This is a genomic window from Dorea sp. AF36-15AT, assembly GCF_003477705.1.
Taxonomy (GTDB): domain Bacteria; phylum Bacillota; class Clostridia; order Lachnospirales; family Lachnospiraceae; genus Claveliimonas; species Claveliimonas ammoniilytica.
Genome location: NZ_QUDV01000015.1, coordinates 1 through 13246, shown reverse-complemented (window position 1 = coordinate 13246; position 13246 = coordinate 1). Strand labels below are relative to the sequence as shown.

Sequence of the window (13246 nt, the reverse complement as noted above, 5' to 3'; positions counted from 1 at the left end):
TTTTTTGTTTTTTACACTATATCATCTTTCTTCGGGACATTGGGGGACATTTTCAAAAAATCTTTGAATTTTTTTCTTTACATTCTCATCCGTGTACTTCACACGTCTTGTCGGTCTTAAATAATTCATGTGCGCCGCTGTCCTTGTATAAGTCATATCATCAACAAAATACAGTCTTAACATAGTTCGCATCTCACTCTTCGGTATGGTCTCTATGTATTCCTCTACATCATTCTGAAGTTCCAACAGTTCTACCTCTCTCAGTTCGAGAAGCTTTTGGTTCTTCTCTAGAGCTGTCTCCATTCTGGTTATGATGCCATCTGGTATTCCAGTCACCTTTACGGTTCCAAGTGACTTCCGCCCCTTCTTTCCCATGGTCACCGTATCAGACATTACTGTGGTATGCAGCTTATCAATTCTATTCTGTTTGTCTTCAATCCGTCTCCTGAGATCCTTGATCTCCATCTTCATATCTGCGTATTCTATTAACACATTCTTGTCCATCGGTGACCACTCCCCTTATATTAATTCCTATCTGTTCCAAGTATTCCAGTACCGTCAATACCATTCGCTCTCCGATTCTTTCCGGTCGGCGTAGATAAATATAATCGGATCCGTTCCATCTGATCCATTATTCACTACCTTAATCTGTCCACGGTAGCAGAAGTCCTCTGCATCATCCAGATATACCGTGACAGTAATATCTCCGGACAGGATCTCTTCAATCCTTGCCGATACCTCACGCTTGAAAGCTACGGTATCTCTGACATTTGGCTTTTCCACCGTGATCGGTGTCGGCTCTGGTTGTTCCTGCTTCTCAGCACATCCGCATAATGCTATAGCACACAGGACGATAAGCAATGCTCTTTTTATTCTATTCATCGTCTCTGCCCTCCATATATGTCTCAGGAAGTGGCATCCAGGCTATAACATCGTCCACTGCATCGTCATCATCGTCTGTCCACTCTATACCATCCCAATAAGCACTAAACGGCTGCATAACGTGTCTAGTCTGCACAATGTAGCCATCGTAATAATCGGCTCTTGGTTTCTCCGGCAATCTCTCACTACATGGAATCCATACTCTTCCATACATTTGCCACTGTTTCAATAGTTCTCTCTCACCGATTAAGTCTTGATGCATTGTACATATTTCTCTCATGTCACTTATTGTGATATCCAGCGTAGGTGCATTGTCATCATCACCTTCATATTCCTTTATCAGATAGTTGGCTATTTTGCGGAGGACTCCATGACTTTCTTTGCCAAGTACTGTCGGCGCATGATTCAGCATGTTTATCACATCAACCTCTGAAAAGGTTAGTTCGCCCGAATGCCTTAAATGTTCCGGATCTATAAAGCTAATTAATGCATCAGCGTCAATCAATCTCATCAATCTCACTCCAATCAAATTTACAACCGCATTCGTTACAATAGTTACTTTTGGTTTCTGCATCTGACATCACCCGCTTGCCACACAAGGGACATGCATAGTCGATATCTCCGATCAGTATATCTAAGATAATCGGCTTTACTGTAATCTGTTTCTCCAATGCAACAAGAGCCATCCGCACAGCTGTATCATCATACTTTCTTACACTGATAGCTACTTTTTGCACGCATTTGTGAATATCTCGTTTCAAGATTTTAATAGATTCGTCAATATTCATCTATTTCCATCTCCTTCCATTTTTCAATCATCTGGCGGTGACCTTCCTCTGCTTCCTCCGGGGTGCTGTAAGTCTCTGCATCCAGATCCGTCCAACTTGTTACGTTTCCTTGCTCGTCAGATGTAAATACCATTGTTTCTAATCCATGGTCTAATGTATAGCATGTATCAACTACTACGAATCTTCCTTTTTTTGTCTTAATTGTGTCTGTTAATTTCATTCCTCGTCCTCCTCACATTCAACTACTCCGAACCAGAGACCGCAACTATCACATTTTCCTGTGCCATCTCCGTAATATGTATTTATCTCTCCTCCGCATTTCGGGCAGTAATTAATGATATCTGTGTCGGTACAACCGCTTATATATCCATGCATCGTTTTCTACCTCCTTAAAATCCGTCAAATTCGTAATTCACTTCATATCCTGGCATAAATCCTACATTGTCATAAAAAGTGAATGTATGCGTAAGTTTTCTTCCTGTTTCTGTATTCTTAAATATCCAAATACGGTCTTTCTTTTCCTCAATACCTTTCATAATCTGTTGTATTTCGTTTTCTGAAAGCTCCTCGCGATATGCCGGGATGAATTCATTTTTCAGAAACTCATGAAAATACTCCAGACTCATCCCTTTGAAATTGAATCCTGCCAGCACTATTCTCCTATCCACCTTTATTCCCATCAATATTTTTTCTCACCTCACATCATCAGTGCCGCTGTCACCAGCAATACCGCTGTGACTATCTCAAATACAGTGTATATGATCCATCCTGCTATCTTTTCTCCTTTAGCTGCTGCCTTTGCCATATCTGTCGATAATATAAATGCCGTAACCGCATGCAGGACTGCTGCCACCATCATAATTGTATTGATCATCATTGCCTCTCCTCCCATTTATTACAATATTCCGGATCGCATCCTCTGACCTCATCTGTCTTGCAGAAATAATCACAGCCAGAGCCTTTTGCCTTATATTTACAAGTCTTACATAGATGTCTGTCTGCATTCGGTGCAGATTCTACTGCCTTATCAGCTCTGTACGTGCGTCTATGCCAGCTTACTGTTGATTCTGGGATATTTAATTTTTCCGCAATCTCAATATTCGTCATTCCCTGGTCCATAAGATTTCGGATTGCGTTCTTCCTTGCTATCCTTTGTCTTTTTTTATAATGTTGCGCCATATCGTCGGTCGTTCCTCCTGATTCTAAGTTTCCCTTTCTTCCCTCCGGTCTCCCGGAGGGTCGTGATATATTGTTATAAATAATTTTTGTGCACCAGCTCCATGAATTCTTCATGCGTGTGAGTACGTTCATATTGCTGTTGGAATATCCTGCATAGATATTCTCTGGTTTCCTGGTTGTTATGTACTGCTTCTGGTCCTGTTCGGTGATGTGGAATACACAGATCACACTTGAATCCGTTCTCTTCGCTGACATCTCTTAAGCCAGATCCGAAAAATACATGATGTTCTTCCGTGATTTTAGGTCTGCAATCACCGTTCCTGGCACACAAGAAGCAGATATGCTTATCTGACGGTAATATAGACGGTGGATGTCTTTTTTTCTTCTTTTTCCATTTCGGTTTCGGAAACATTAAATCACTCATCAGCTTCACCCTCATACAGTTCAGATGTTCCGTCCAGAATCTCTTTTTCACCAGGTTCGAAATACCATCCATACAATTCAAGAATCCGATAGGCTTCCAGACGAATCTGTCCATTACCTTTCTTGTATCTGCACATATAATCGCATACTTCATTACAGTCTGCTTTTATGGCATAATGCATAGTAGTCAGCATCTGGTGGATGATACTGAGCTCGTCCACTTTTTTCAATGCCTCACCACGTTCTTCTGCCGAACATTCATACCAATCTTTTTCCAGGAGTACCTCAGACATTCTATATCTATAAACACTGCATCCTACCGCCACCAAGATCATCCAGATAGAATCCTTTAATCTTCGTTCGTTCTTTACCGGATCAATCTTTCCAGAAATGATGTCTCGTATAAACTCTTTTCGGCGGGCATCCATCTTTTTCATGACCTCTTTAATCTGCTTTTGCTTGGCTTTCCGCTCTTTCTCCAGTCTTTCAGCTTTGGTCTCTTTCTTCTTCACCGGCTTTTTCTTTTTGTAGACCTCAATACCGCTCCAAATAGATCGCCAATATAACTGTTCATCACTTTCCGGCACATCGATCTCTCCTGGATCATTATCTGTTTTGTATTCCTGGATCTTTTTCCATTTACCGCTATCCCAGACACTCATTTCATCCTTATCGGACATCTTTTTAGCGCCAGACACTTCCAAAGCAGATATGATCTTCTGCTTAACCTTTTCTCTTCTCTCAGATACAACTGCCGATCTGGCTCTTGCCACCAGATCTACAGAACTACCAGACTGTCTTAATATTTCATTTCGCTTATCGATATCCGTAATCTTTTCCAGTTCATACAGACCTTTTAACGTCAGCTGATAGCCGTCATTCTGCTCTTTTTCTTTCAGTACGTCCTGATCAAGCTTCGCAATGTTTAAACGGTGTTTGATCGTGGATTTACTGAATCCGGTCTTTTCTGCTATCTGTTCCTCCGTATCACCCAGATCTAGCATCATCTGGAATCCGTTCGCTTCTTCCCAGATAGTAAGGTCGTTGCGCTGCATGTTTTCTTCCATCATGATTCCGATCTGGTCTTTGTAATCAATCTTTTCAATTACTCTGCAAGGGAATTCACTGACTGCTGCCATCTTGCCTGCCGCAAAGCGTCTGTGCCCGATCAGCAATGTGTATCCGTCCTGCTGCCATTTCCCTTTTTCATCCCAGTGTCCGATCATAACAGTCAGGTTCTGCATGATGCCTTTCTTTTTGATCGATTCCGATAACTCTTCAAGATCTCCAAGGTTTTTCCGCGGATTATCCGGATGCTCATGTATCTGCTCAGCCGGTATGTATATTAATTTTTCCATCTCTTCTCCTTTCAGGTCGGATATCTCTATCTGACCATCGCATTCATAATTATCAAAAACTTCTAAACTCATTTCATATAATCCTTTAGCGTCATCTGTCTCGGTGGCACATCTTCCCACTCTACTCCGATGTAATCCAGCACTCTTCCCCAGCCGAATTTTTCTTCAGTTTCAGGATCCGTACAACACCGGTACATCCAGAATTCCCATTCTTTCTCATTGCGCTCCCGGAGTTTGTCAAACCGATGCGGACGTTCTTCTAGGTGGATGCCGAAGCCACACATGCTGCAACCAGTCCTCTGTGCTCCGGTCGTATATAATTCACCGTTGTCAGTCTTTTCGATCTTTCCGTATATCTCCGGGATAATGCTGTCCAATCCTCCTACGCTGACATGTGCGCTTCTATCCCGGCTTAGCATTTCTTCGTAGAACTCCCATGCTCTGTTTCTCTGACGTCTAAGCTTAACTGGATAATCTAACCTCTGGAGAACAGTAAAGCGTCCTCTCTGTCGGATCTTCTTTTGTCTCCATTCTTCTGTGCTCATGCTCGATCACCTATCTTTTCCCACTCTGCCCATACTTCCGCTCTCTTTTTACTCGCTCGCGCGCTTTTTGGGTCTATGCGTCTTCCTCTTTCGTAAAAGGTGCATTCTTCCGGCTTCTGCAATCGGCATCTTTCGATGATTGATGAATAATTGCAGCCATTTACTGCATTTCTTGCGGCTCGGAATACACAGGATCCGCATCTCTTTTTTTGTTTGCCTGGTTTAATCACCGGTTCTTCTTCCATGGGCTCTTCTTCGGTTTTCCGTTTCTTCCTGGCATCCCGGTTGATCTTGATGCCGTATTCTTTCATTCTGACGGACATTGTACTGGTTGATATGTTTAATTTTTCGCATATCTCTACCTGCGACATTCCCTCATCTGCCATTCTTTGAAGCAATTCTCTATCGATTTCTATCTTTCTGCTGCCGCTGATACGCATTTTCACGCCAGAAGCCTTTAGCCATCCGCTTATCGTCTTCGGAGCAAGCTTATATTCATGTCCCAGCTCCAACAATGTTTTACCGGATTCGTATTTCTTGATCAGATCCGGTAATATTTCCTCTTTATTTTCAATCACGCTCATCATCTCTCCCATTCAGTATTTTTAAGGATTATCGGCATTTCCATGCCGTTTTGCTATTTACTATTAGAATCTTCTTTGAACATTTTCATGAGCAAGCGTACATATTCGTTATTTTTACTGCGTGTGGCGTGGATTTTGTGACGCTCTGCCAAGTCGGCATATTCTTGCCATAATTCTTTGTTTTTGACCTCTTTGCCTGAGGACTTACGCCACTCTGCACGTTTCCACTTCTCTACATTTCCCGAATTTAGCGTGTTCATCACGAAATTGGATGTCGTGTAGACCTCAACCGAACAGGGAACCGTTAAAATGTTCAATGCTTTTACCGTGGCAAGGATGACACTTCGATGCCAAGTCGTATTCTGTTCGAATCCTATCACGGTGCGGATCTCTTTACGCCCCTTTGGGGTGATGTATTCCACGACAGCTCCGTAGTTTCCGTCTTTTACGGCGGGACCTGCCAGAGTGGTGGTGACGTAGATCTGAACCTTCATCATCGTGTCTCCTTTCTATTCGGATCATGGTGTACCTGCGGTACTTAAATCCGGTGTATGGGTTAATTCCCTCCCAGATCCGTGCGATATAATAACCTTTTTTCGGTTTGACCTCTTTTTTCCAATGCTGCAGCTTGCGCTTTCTCACCGGTGGGAGCTGCATATTCCTGGAATGACCGTAACTTGATTCTTTGAGTCTTGGTTTCTCCCTGGATCCATCGTCTTTTTTATCTCCCATTTTCGCGTCCTTTGTCAGATAAGCGGCTAATCTGGTCATGTCGTCATCTCCGAATTTCTCCGAGTCTCTGATGGTCTCTATGTAGATGCCACCTTTTGTCCAGGCTTTCCGCAGGATCTCTGCTGTTCCCGGTATGGCATTCACTGCCAGATGGATGTGCCAGGCTCCGCGAGTTCCCTTTTCGATATTCCGGATCCAGAACAACTCATATCCTCTTTTCTTGTATTCCTCCCGGACTTTCCGGATTGACTTCTGGAAATCCTTTAGAGCTGACTTCATGTCCGGCGGTCTGGCACTAGGTCTGTAGGTCCATGTGGCGAAGGTGTCTCCTGGACGGAAATACTCCATCAGGTATGCACGGCATCTCCGCTCCTTATTCTGCTTATTAATCTCTGCTATCTGTTCTTTCGTGGGTTTCTTCTTTTTCATCCGGGGTAATCCCCGTGCCCCATATCTTCCATCTGGGATCTCAATATAATCAATCACGTCACCCTTCCGGAAGGTCTGATATTTCTGGATATACATCTTCTTTTCTGTCCTAACTTTAATATTCTTAACGAGTGTTTTACGGGGCATTTCACCCCGCATTTACTTGACATTTAGGACTACAAGATGTAATATATATGTAGGTATTTTATGTATTACATCTTGTAGCCTAGCTACGGACACATCCGCTCTAACGGATGTGTTTTTTTATTTCTGCACTTTCCAATGCCCGAACTCTTCTTCCAGACCTGCTTCTTCGATCACAACCCAGATCGCTATGTACCGGAGTCTTTGGTTCTCCACATCATAATCGGAATATCCTCTTTCCTTTGCATGGGTATATGCTTCCAGTTCCTTCCGACCGCGATCGAATATGATAGTCTTCAGATCTGATAGACTCAGATCATGTTCTTCACTGAACCTTCTCATCTGATTCTTCCTTGACGTCACCTGAAAGCATATCTTTGACGTTATCAAAAAGTTCGCACATCCTTTTATATACCTCTTTTTCAAGCTCCTCTTCGCTCTTAAGTCCTCTTTCCGCCAATTCCATAACTCGTGCTTTGGCTTTTTCTTCTGTCATTCCATACTTATCGCATAAATATTTCTTCATTGCTCCTGCTGTTGCAGAAAATTCAGCTTCTACCCATAACCCTTTTCCCTGTATCTGCGTTGTGCCTCTTTCTGTTTTAATCATCTTTCTTTTCCTCCTTATGAATTCTTTCGTAGCTTTCATATTCCACTTCAAACATTTTCACCAGTCCTCACCTCTCTTTCTTACCTGATCTCCGATCAGTGTCACTCCCATGCAGATCAGAAGTGCAGCGATGTACGGCCAGAGTGATGCATTCGGATTAGATCTCTCATAAACACCGCATACACACCATCCTGCCAGCATTCCGGCTGTGATCATGCTATATCCGATTTTTCGCACTCTTCTTCTCTTCATAATCTGCACGCCTCTCATTTCTCTTGCGATCAACCATGTTGCAGCGCATATAGCGTCGGCAATTGTGACAATCATGTTTAATAGAACCCTCTCTGAATTGATCTGTTTTCAATTCTCTGTTGCTCCTCTCGCCATTTTTCAAATTGCTTTGTAAAAAATATGATCGGACTGTTCCTCTTGGTCGGATTCACCTTTTGGGCAAAGGTCTGCCCTTTTACCCGATAGGCATTCAGGAGCATCTGCTCCGGGAATCCCATCTCTACCAGTTCTGATGTCTTCATTACTTCTTTTGGGTATTCCAGCATTACATCTCACCTCCTACGTTGCATCCTGTGTTTCCAGTTTCTTTCTCCACTTCCGGTTCATGTAAGCCATACCTTCTGCTCTTTCGATAAGACTGTTCTTGTCCTCATCGTCCATATCTTTCAGGTTCTCAGCCAAACGCTCCATGACCTGTTTTTCTTTTTCACTCATCTTCTTCACCTCTTTTTGCATTTGATTTAATTTTCTCGCTATGGTAAAATCTTCCCAACAATTACGAAAGAGAGGATTTTACATGACAACTGATTTTTCTGACATTGCAAATGTCTATGCCGAGCTTTCCGGTATATCCAAAACGTTAGAGAAAATAAACTTTTCTTCCAGTATTCTCAATAACGTTTTTACTCCAAAGATTTCCATCCCATCTCCACTCGAAACTTATCCCGGAATGGAAACATTATTAAACAGCTATCGAGAAGCTCTTAAAGCCTCCATCGATATGTCTCAATATCAATCCTTCATCAACACCTTGAATAGCTTTTTATCTGACTCAGCTATTTCTGTGGATTCTTCCAATTCCATTGATGGTATCTCTTTGTCTGATACTGCTATGAATTCCGATGATAGCTATGTCACATTAGATCAATCGATTGTAAAGACCTACGAATTTCCTGAAACTCTTGCAATCCCTATCGGAAATAATCGGTTTGCGATTAAATTCACTGTTTTTCTCTCTATTCTCGCTATCATTATTTCAATATTTACATATCAGAAGTCTTCGGCTAGCAGTCAGGAGCAAACGGATTTACAAAAATTGGAAATCCATGTGTTATCGGAATTTTTAGATAATACGAAGTCTTCTGACTCTATAACATCTGAGAAACTTGATACATTACAAAAGTCAGTCGATGAATTAAATACTCATCTTGCAAATATCGAAGAATCTCAGAAACAGAATGGCGAATCTGAAAATAGCGAATCCACAAGCAAACAGATACAATAAATATTGTTACACTTAAGATCAGACAAGACCTTATCAAGGCTTTTATCTGGTCTTTCATTTTTTCCACTTCTTTTTTAAGCTCTTCCATCAGGTTCGCTCCTTTCTGGTTTCTCTCTGAAATCATCTACCGTCTTCCCCAGATAATCACATATCGCAACTGCTTCATCTACCGATAATGCTCTGTTTCTGCTCTTGTCAGCTAAACTTGCATATATCATCCTATAGGATATGCCTGTGCTTCTGGACATCTCAGATAGATTGATGTTCTGATCTCTGATGTACTCAGATATCTTTTCTGTGATTTTCATATTCTCACCTCGCTTTGTTGGTATATTTCAAGTATAGGTTGGTTAATTATCTTTGTCAATACATTTTTTGTAATTTACCAACATTTTGTATTGAATTAGAGCTTGTCGTGTGTTATGATGATTTCGAAAAGAGAAGAAAAGGAGGCTCTCGATGAACGAACGAATTAAATTATTAAGAAAACATCTTGGATTAACTCAGCAAGAATTTGCCGATAAATTAAAAATAGCCAGAGGCAACATCGGAGCTTACGAAGTTGGAAAAAACGCACCGAGCGATGCTGTTATTTCATTAATATGTGAAAAATTCAATATAAACGAAGAGTGGCTTCGAACAGGAAATGGGCCAATAGAAATAGAATTGACCAGAAGCGAGAAGATTACGGATTTTGCAGCAGACCTGCTGAAAGATGAAGAAGACTCCTATCGTCGCAGACTGATCGAAGCACTTGCGGATCTGGATGAAGAAGAATGGGAACTACTGGAAAAGATTTCAGAAAAAGCGGCACATAAAAAGAAAGACCAGGCACCTCGCGCCTAGTCACTCAATCTTTTTATAAATCTGTAAATGAGCTGCAGTTTTTCATGATCATTTACAGTTTGAATTAATTTTGTAATTTCCTTTTTAAGCTCTTCCATGTACGCACCCTCCGTTTCCATACAAACGCACGTCCGAAATTCCTTGAATCCATATTACCACTATTTGGAATGGAAAGAAAGTATTTTATCGAACATTTGTTTGTTTTATCTTTTTGATTATCTGTTTCTATATATACAGACAATCGGAATGTTGGGAACTGTTGGAAATACATGGAATTGTCCGAGATCTCGGACACTATTTGTAAGTAGATTCGAAAAGGTCAGTCATATGGACTTTAAGTCCTGCTGCCAATTGCTCCAGTGTATTCAGACGGGGACTTGTTCTTCCAGATACGATATCTGATATCGTCGATTTAGGAACCCCAGTCATAATGGATACCTGGCGTACTGTTAAATTGCGTTCATACATGATTTGATCTAGCAGTACTTTCATGGAATCTATTATAATATATTTTTTCACCAGCGTCTGCTGGTAAATTGTGGTAAACGGAAAGCGGCTCCTCCAGTGGAGTCTGGAAGAGCCCAAGAGCTTTTAACGAAGGTACGTTTCAATAAAAGCATATTTAGAATAGCATATTAATTAACATATTACAATACCTGTGGCATTCTGCCACCAAAAAAAACGTTATAACCGCATTTGCGATTATATATATGTTGTGTGTACTATTTAACTAAAGAAAGAGAGGAATGTGCTATGGCTTTCGGAATGAAAGATGTTTTGAATGGTGCAAAATCAGTAGCAAGCAGTAACCTTGTCCAGGGTGTGCTTAACAATTACAGCGAAATGTCTACTGAGGACATGCAGAGAGAATACGGCATGTATTTGATGGACGGTGAGGAAATCACAGTGGGATTTAAACTTGTGCGTGATGCTCTTATTTTTACTAACAGACGAATTATTTTCACGGATAAGCAGGGTGCAACCGGCACAAAGATGCGTGTAGAGTCCATCAACCTTTTCTCCGTAGTTGATGTGACGATGGAAACTGCAGGTTTCGGCTTCGATGATAGCGAACTTACTTTTACATACATCAAGACTGCTGATCTTAAAGCTCATCAGGTCCAGTATGTATCTCATAAGTTAGAGTTCCCAAAGAAATATAATGTGCAGCCATTATATAAATTGCTCCAGGAGCTCGCTTATAATAACTGTTTGAGAATTAATGGTTTAGATTAAATAAAAACCGCCCCTGCGCCAACAGGAACGGTTCTGGAATATATCCGAAGATGATACTCCTTATAATTGCAAAAATATTGTATCATCTTCAAACAGCCTTTGCAAGCGGGCATTCCGCTGGCTGTTATTTTTATACACATTTTTAGGAGGTGATACAGTGGCAAATAAGAAATACACCCTTGGATCAGACGGATACTACCAAACAAAAGTCTGGGACGGCACATATACCAAGAGCGGTCATAAGCACCGGATTACGCTTCGCAGTGCCAAAAGCAGCCGTGATCTGGAACGCCAGGTTACTGAGATGAAAGCACAGGTAGAAGCACGCAACTTTGTTCGTGATACCAATATCCTTTTCATTGACTACGCGCGTTCCTGGAAACTCGTATATAAGGCACGCACATCCAACAATACCAAGCGGATGTACGATAACATCATCGAGAAGCATTTCACCGCTCTGGGGACGATCAAATTAATGGATATTCAGAGAATCCACATCGAGACACTCCTATCCAATGCAGACGGTCACGCACGTACTCAGCAACAGATACTATTAACCTTTTCACAGATTCTCAAATCTGCGGTTGTGGACAAGCTTCTCGCCGCCAACGTCGCAGAAGAGATTCTCCGGAATACCGACAAGGTCAAATACAAGCCAAAGGAAAACCGTGCACTCACGCCAGCAGAAAAGAAAGCTGTCTTTGAAGCAGATTATAAATATGCTGCTGATCAGGCTTACTTGTATCTGATCTACGGATGCGGACTCCGCAGAGAGGAATGTGTGGCTCTCAGTGTATTTGACTTTAACTTCAAAAAGAGTGAACTGTCCATCTCCCGCGCTTACGAATATATTGTGAATGATGCCGGGGAAAAAGGAACGAAAACCTGGAACTCTGTTCGAACTGTGCCTATCCCCCAGAAAGTCTTACCGGCGATCCGTGACTATGTGGATTCTGTCAAGCGATCAGGGCGGACTCAATTATTCGTTACGATGAAAGATAGCAAACCTTTCACCAAGTCGGCTTATGACCGGATGTGGGAACGCATCCTGACCTCTATGCAAGCTGTGTGCGAAGAAAAAATAGTTGGTCTGACCGGACACGTATTCCGGCATAACTACTGCTCTTCTCTTTGTTACCAGATTCCTAAGATCTCTATCAAACGTATCGCCGAATTAATGGGCGATACCGAAGATATGGTAATGAAAGTTTATTCACATATTTTAGCTGAAAAAGAAGACGTGGAGGGCGCAGTGAACGCTGCTATTAATTTCTAAGAACATGAGATATATTTGTCTCATGTTCTTTTTTTCTGAGACACTTCTGAGACATCTCATTTTTCACGAGACCATTTTGAGACATTTAAACAATATTACTTTCGGCAAAATCACTTACCGAAAAAACACAAAAAAATAGCGCAAACCCTTGTATTTACTGAGTTTACGCCATTTGTCTTAAGTGAGCGTGCGGGGATTCGAACCCCGGACAACTTGATTAAAAGTCAAGTGCTCTACCACCTGAGCTACACGCCCTTATTCAATTTACAAACTTAAGCAAAATAAAATGCCCAGAACCGGAATCGAACCAGTGACACGAGGATTTTCAGTCCTCTGCTCTACCAACTGAGCTATCTGGGCAAAATTGCGGGGGCAGGATTTGAACCTACGACCTTCGGGTTATGAGCCCGACGAGCTACCAGACTGCTCCACCCCGCGTTATTAAATTACTGAGCTTACGCTCAAGCCGATGATCGGACTCGAACCGATAACCTGCTGATTACAAATCAGCTGCTCTGCCAATTGAGCCACATCGGCGCAACGCCTTTCGGCTAATGGATGGAGGTGGATTCGAACCACCGAAGCAACTTGCAACAGATTTACAGTCTGCCCCCTTTGGCCACTCGGGAACCCATCCATATGGGACCTACAGGGCTCGAACCTGTGACCCTCTGCTTGTAAGGCAGATGCTCTCCCAG

The 13246-nt window shown here is 42.0% G+C and carries 26 protein-coding genes and 5 tRNA genes; 4 read left to right on the top strand and 27 right to left on the bottom strand.

Annotated features, from left to right (window positions below; genetic code table 11):
* Positions 1–21 precede the first annotated feature (21 nt).
* The 20 genes from DWZ93_RS14245 to DWZ93_RS14785 all read right to left on the bottom strand — a co-directional run bounded on the left by DWZ93_RS14245 (position 22) and on the right by DWZ93_RS14785 (position 8400).
* Complete coding sequence (locus DWZ93_RS14245; protein WP_118453342.1) at positions 22–504, bottom strand: hypothetical protein; 483 nt, start codon at positions 502–504, stop codon at positions 22–24.
* 54 nt (positions 505–558) lie between these two features.
* Positions 559–882: a hypothetical protein gene (locus DWZ93_RS14240; protein WP_118453341.1), complete on the bottom strand. Its 324-nt coding sequence runs from the start codon at positions 880–882 to the stop codon at positions 559–561.
* A complete protein-coding gene (locus DWZ93_RS14235; RefSeq protein WP_158574335.1) occupies positions 875–1393 on the bottom strand; it encodes a DUF551 domain-containing protein in 519 nt (172 codons plus the stop codon). The genes DWZ93_RS14240 and DWZ93_RS14235 overlap by 8 nt, the downstream gene beginning before the upstream one ends.
* Positions 1380–1670 carry a hypothetical protein gene (locus DWZ93_RS14230; protein ID WP_118453339.1) on the bottom strand — a complete coding sequence of 97 codons (291 nt, stop codon included), beginning with the start codon at positions 1668–1670 and terminating at the stop codon, positions 1380–1382. The genes DWZ93_RS14235 and DWZ93_RS14230 overlap by 14 nt, the downstream gene beginning before the upstream one ends.
* A complete protein-coding gene (locus DWZ93_RS14225) occupies positions 1660–1890 on the bottom strand; it encodes a hypothetical protein (RefSeq protein ID WP_118453338.1) in 231 nt (76 codons plus the stop codon). Before DWZ93_RS14225 ends, DWZ93_RS14230 begins: the two co-directional genes overlap by 11 nt.
* Positions 1887–2045, bottom strand: coding sequence for a hypothetical protein (locus DWZ93_RS14790; protein ID WP_158574334.1), 159 nt, complete (start codon positions 2043–2045; stop codon positions 1887–1889). Before DWZ93_RS14790 ends, DWZ93_RS14225 begins: the two co-directional genes overlap by 4 nt.
* 14 nt (positions 2046–2059) lie before the next feature.
* Positions 2060–2353: a hypothetical protein gene (locus DWZ93_RS14220; protein WP_147364680.1), complete on the bottom strand. Its 294-nt coding sequence runs from the start codon at positions 2351–2353 to the stop codon at positions 2060–2062.
* Between the two features lie 14 nt (positions 2354–2367).
* Complete coding sequence (locus DWZ93_RS14655; protein WP_147364679.1) at positions 2368–2547, bottom strand: hypothetical protein; 180 nt, start codon at positions 2545–2547, stop codon at positions 2368–2370.
* Positions 2544–2849, bottom strand: a complete 306-nt coding sequence (locus tag DWZ93_RS14215) for a helix-turn-helix transcriptional regulator (protein ID WP_158574333.1) — start codon at positions 2847–2849, stop codon at positions 2544–2546. The genes DWZ93_RS14655 and DWZ93_RS14215 overlap by 4 nt, the downstream gene beginning before the upstream one ends.
* A gap of 73 nt (positions 2850–2922) precedes the next feature.
* Positions 2923–3273 carry a hypothetical protein gene (locus DWZ93_RS14210; RefSeq protein ID WP_243061309.1) on the bottom strand — a complete coding sequence of 117 codons (351 nt, stop codon included), beginning with the start codon at positions 3271–3273 and terminating at the stop codon, positions 2923–2925.
* Complete coding sequence (locus DWZ93_RS14205) at positions 3266–4702, bottom strand: ParB/RepB/Spo0J family partition protein (protein ID WP_118453335.1); 1437 nt, start codon at positions 4700–4702, stop codon at positions 3266–3268. Before DWZ93_RS14205 ends, DWZ93_RS14210 begins: the two co-directional genes overlap by 8 nt.
* Positions 4699–5175 (bottom strand): hypothetical protein, encoded by a 477-nt coding sequence (locus DWZ93_RS15190; protein ID WP_330421796.1) that lies wholly within the window; start codon positions 5173–5175, stop codon positions 4699–4701. Before DWZ93_RS15190 ends, DWZ93_RS14205 begins: the two co-directional genes overlap by 4 nt.
* Positions 5172–5753, bottom strand: a complete 582-nt coding sequence (locus DWZ93_RS14195) for a winged helix-turn-helix transcriptional regulator (protein ID WP_158574332.1) — start codon at positions 5751–5753, stop codon at positions 5172–5174. Before DWZ93_RS14195 ends, DWZ93_RS15190 begins: the two co-directional genes overlap by 4 nt.
* 59 nt (positions 5754–5812) lie before the next feature.
* Positions 5813–6181 carry an RNase H family protein gene (locus tag DWZ93_RS14190; RefSeq protein ID WP_243061308.1) on the bottom strand — a complete coding sequence of 123 codons (369 nt, stop codon included), beginning with the start codon at positions 6179–6181 and terminating at the stop codon, positions 5813–5815.
* Positions 6153–7016: a rolling circle replication-associated protein gene (locus tag DWZ93_RS14185; RefSeq protein WP_243061307.1), complete on the bottom strand. Its 864-nt coding sequence runs from the start codon at positions 7014–7016 to the stop codon at positions 6153–6155. Before DWZ93_RS14185 ends, DWZ93_RS14190 begins: the two co-directional genes overlap by 29 nt.
* A 168-nt stretch (positions 7017–7184) precedes the next feature.
* Positions 7185–7406, bottom strand: coding sequence for a hypothetical protein (locus tag DWZ93_RS14180; RefSeq protein ID WP_118453332.1), 222 nt, complete (start codon positions 7404–7406; stop codon positions 7185–7187).
* Complete coding sequence (locus DWZ93_RS14175) at positions 7390–7674, bottom strand: hypothetical protein (protein ID WP_118453331.1); 285 nt, start codon at positions 7672–7674, stop codon at positions 7390–7392. The genes DWZ93_RS14180 and DWZ93_RS14175 overlap by 17 nt, the downstream gene beginning before the upstream one ends.
* Before the next feature lie 57 nt (positions 7675–7731).
* Positions 7732–8001 carry a hypothetical protein gene (locus DWZ93_RS14170; protein WP_118453330.1) on the bottom strand — a complete coding sequence of 90 codons (270 nt, stop codon included), beginning with the start codon at positions 7999–8001 and terminating at the stop codon, positions 7732–7734.
* Positions 8002–8003: 2 nt separating this feature from the next.
* Entirely contained in the window at positions 8004–8231 is a 228-nt protein-coding gene (locus tag DWZ93_RS14165; RefSeq protein ID WP_118453329.1) for a hypothetical protein, read from the bottom strand.
* Between the two features lie 13 nt (positions 8232–8244).
* The gene (locus DWZ93_RS14785) at positions 8245–8400 is read right to left on the bottom strand and encodes a hypothetical protein (protein WP_158574331.1); all 156 of its coding nucleotides are present in this window, start codon (positions 8398–8400) and stop codon (positions 8245–8247) included.
* Between the two features lie 82 nt (positions 8401–8482).
* Here DWZ93_RS14785 and DWZ93_RS14160 point away from each other — a divergent pair, with 82 nt between their 5' ends.
* Positions 8483–9190: a hypothetical protein gene (locus tag DWZ93_RS14160; RefSeq protein WP_118453328.1), complete on the top strand. Its 708-nt coding sequence runs from the start codon at positions 8483–8485 to the stop codon at positions 9188–9190.
* A gap of 74 nt (positions 9191–9264) precedes the next feature.
* On the opposite strand, the gene DWZ93_RS14155 is transcribed toward DWZ93_RS14160, so the two are convergent.
* Positions 9265–9498 (bottom strand): helix-turn-helix domain-containing protein, encoded by a 234-nt coding sequence (locus tag DWZ93_RS14155; RefSeq protein ID WP_118453327.1) that lies wholly within the window; start codon positions 9496–9498, stop codon positions 9265–9267.
* A 151-nt stretch (positions 9499–9649) separates the two neighbouring features.
* On the opposite strand from DWZ93_RS14155, the gene DWZ93_RS14150 reads away from it, so the two are divergent.
* On the top strand, positions 9650–10036 hold the full coding sequence (locus tag DWZ93_RS14150) for a helix-turn-helix transcriptional regulator (protein WP_118453326.1): 387 nt from the start codon (positions 9650–9652) through the stop codon (positions 10034–10036).
* Between the two features lie 294 nt (positions 10037–10330).
* On the opposite strand, the gene DWZ93_RS15305 is transcribed toward DWZ93_RS14150, so the two are convergent.
* Entirely contained in the window at positions 10331–10504 is a 174-nt protein-coding gene (locus DWZ93_RS15305) for a helix-turn-helix domain-containing protein (RefSeq protein WP_334294765.1), read from the bottom strand.
* A 285-nt stretch (positions 10505–10789) separates the two neighbouring features.
* Between DWZ93_RS15305 and DWZ93_RS14140 the strand changes: the two genes are divergently transcribed.
* Both DWZ93_RS14140 and DWZ93_RS14135 read left to right on the top strand, forming a co-directional pair.
* Positions 10790–11272 (top strand): PH domain-containing protein, encoded by a 483-nt coding sequence (locus DWZ93_RS14140; RefSeq protein WP_118453325.1) that lies wholly within the window; start codon positions 10790–10792, stop codon positions 11270–11272.
* A 157-nt stretch (positions 11273–11429) separates the two neighbouring features.
* A complete protein-coding gene (locus DWZ93_RS14135) occupies positions 11430–12548 on the top strand; it encodes a tyrosine-type recombinase/integrase (RefSeq protein ID WP_118453324.1) in 1119 nt (372 codons plus the stop codon).
* Positions 12549–12730: 182 nt separating this feature from the next.
* Here the strand turns inward: DWZ93_RS14135 and DWZ93_RS14130 are convergent.
* The 5 genes from DWZ93_RS14130 to DWZ93_RS14110 all read right to left on the bottom strand — a co-directional run bounded on the left by DWZ93_RS14130 (position 12731) and on the right by DWZ93_RS14110 (position 13185).
* Positions 12731–12803, bottom strand: a tRNA-Lys gene (locus tag DWZ93_RS14130).
* A 32-nt stretch (positions 12804–12835) separates the two neighbouring features.
* Positions 12836–12908, bottom strand: a tRNA-Phe gene (locus DWZ93_RS14125).
* A gap of 4 nt (positions 12909–12912) precedes the next feature.
* Positions 12913–12986, bottom strand: a tRNA-Met gene (locus DWZ93_RS14120).
* 26 nt (positions 12987–13012) lie between these two features.
* Positions 13013–13085: transfer RNA gene (locus tag DWZ93_RS14115), tRNA-Thr, on the bottom strand.
* Positions 13086–13103: 18 nt separating this feature from the next.
* A tRNA-Tyr gene (locus tag DWZ93_RS14110) sits at positions 13104–13185 on the bottom strand.
* Between the last annotated feature and the right edge of the window lie 61 nt (positions 13186–13246).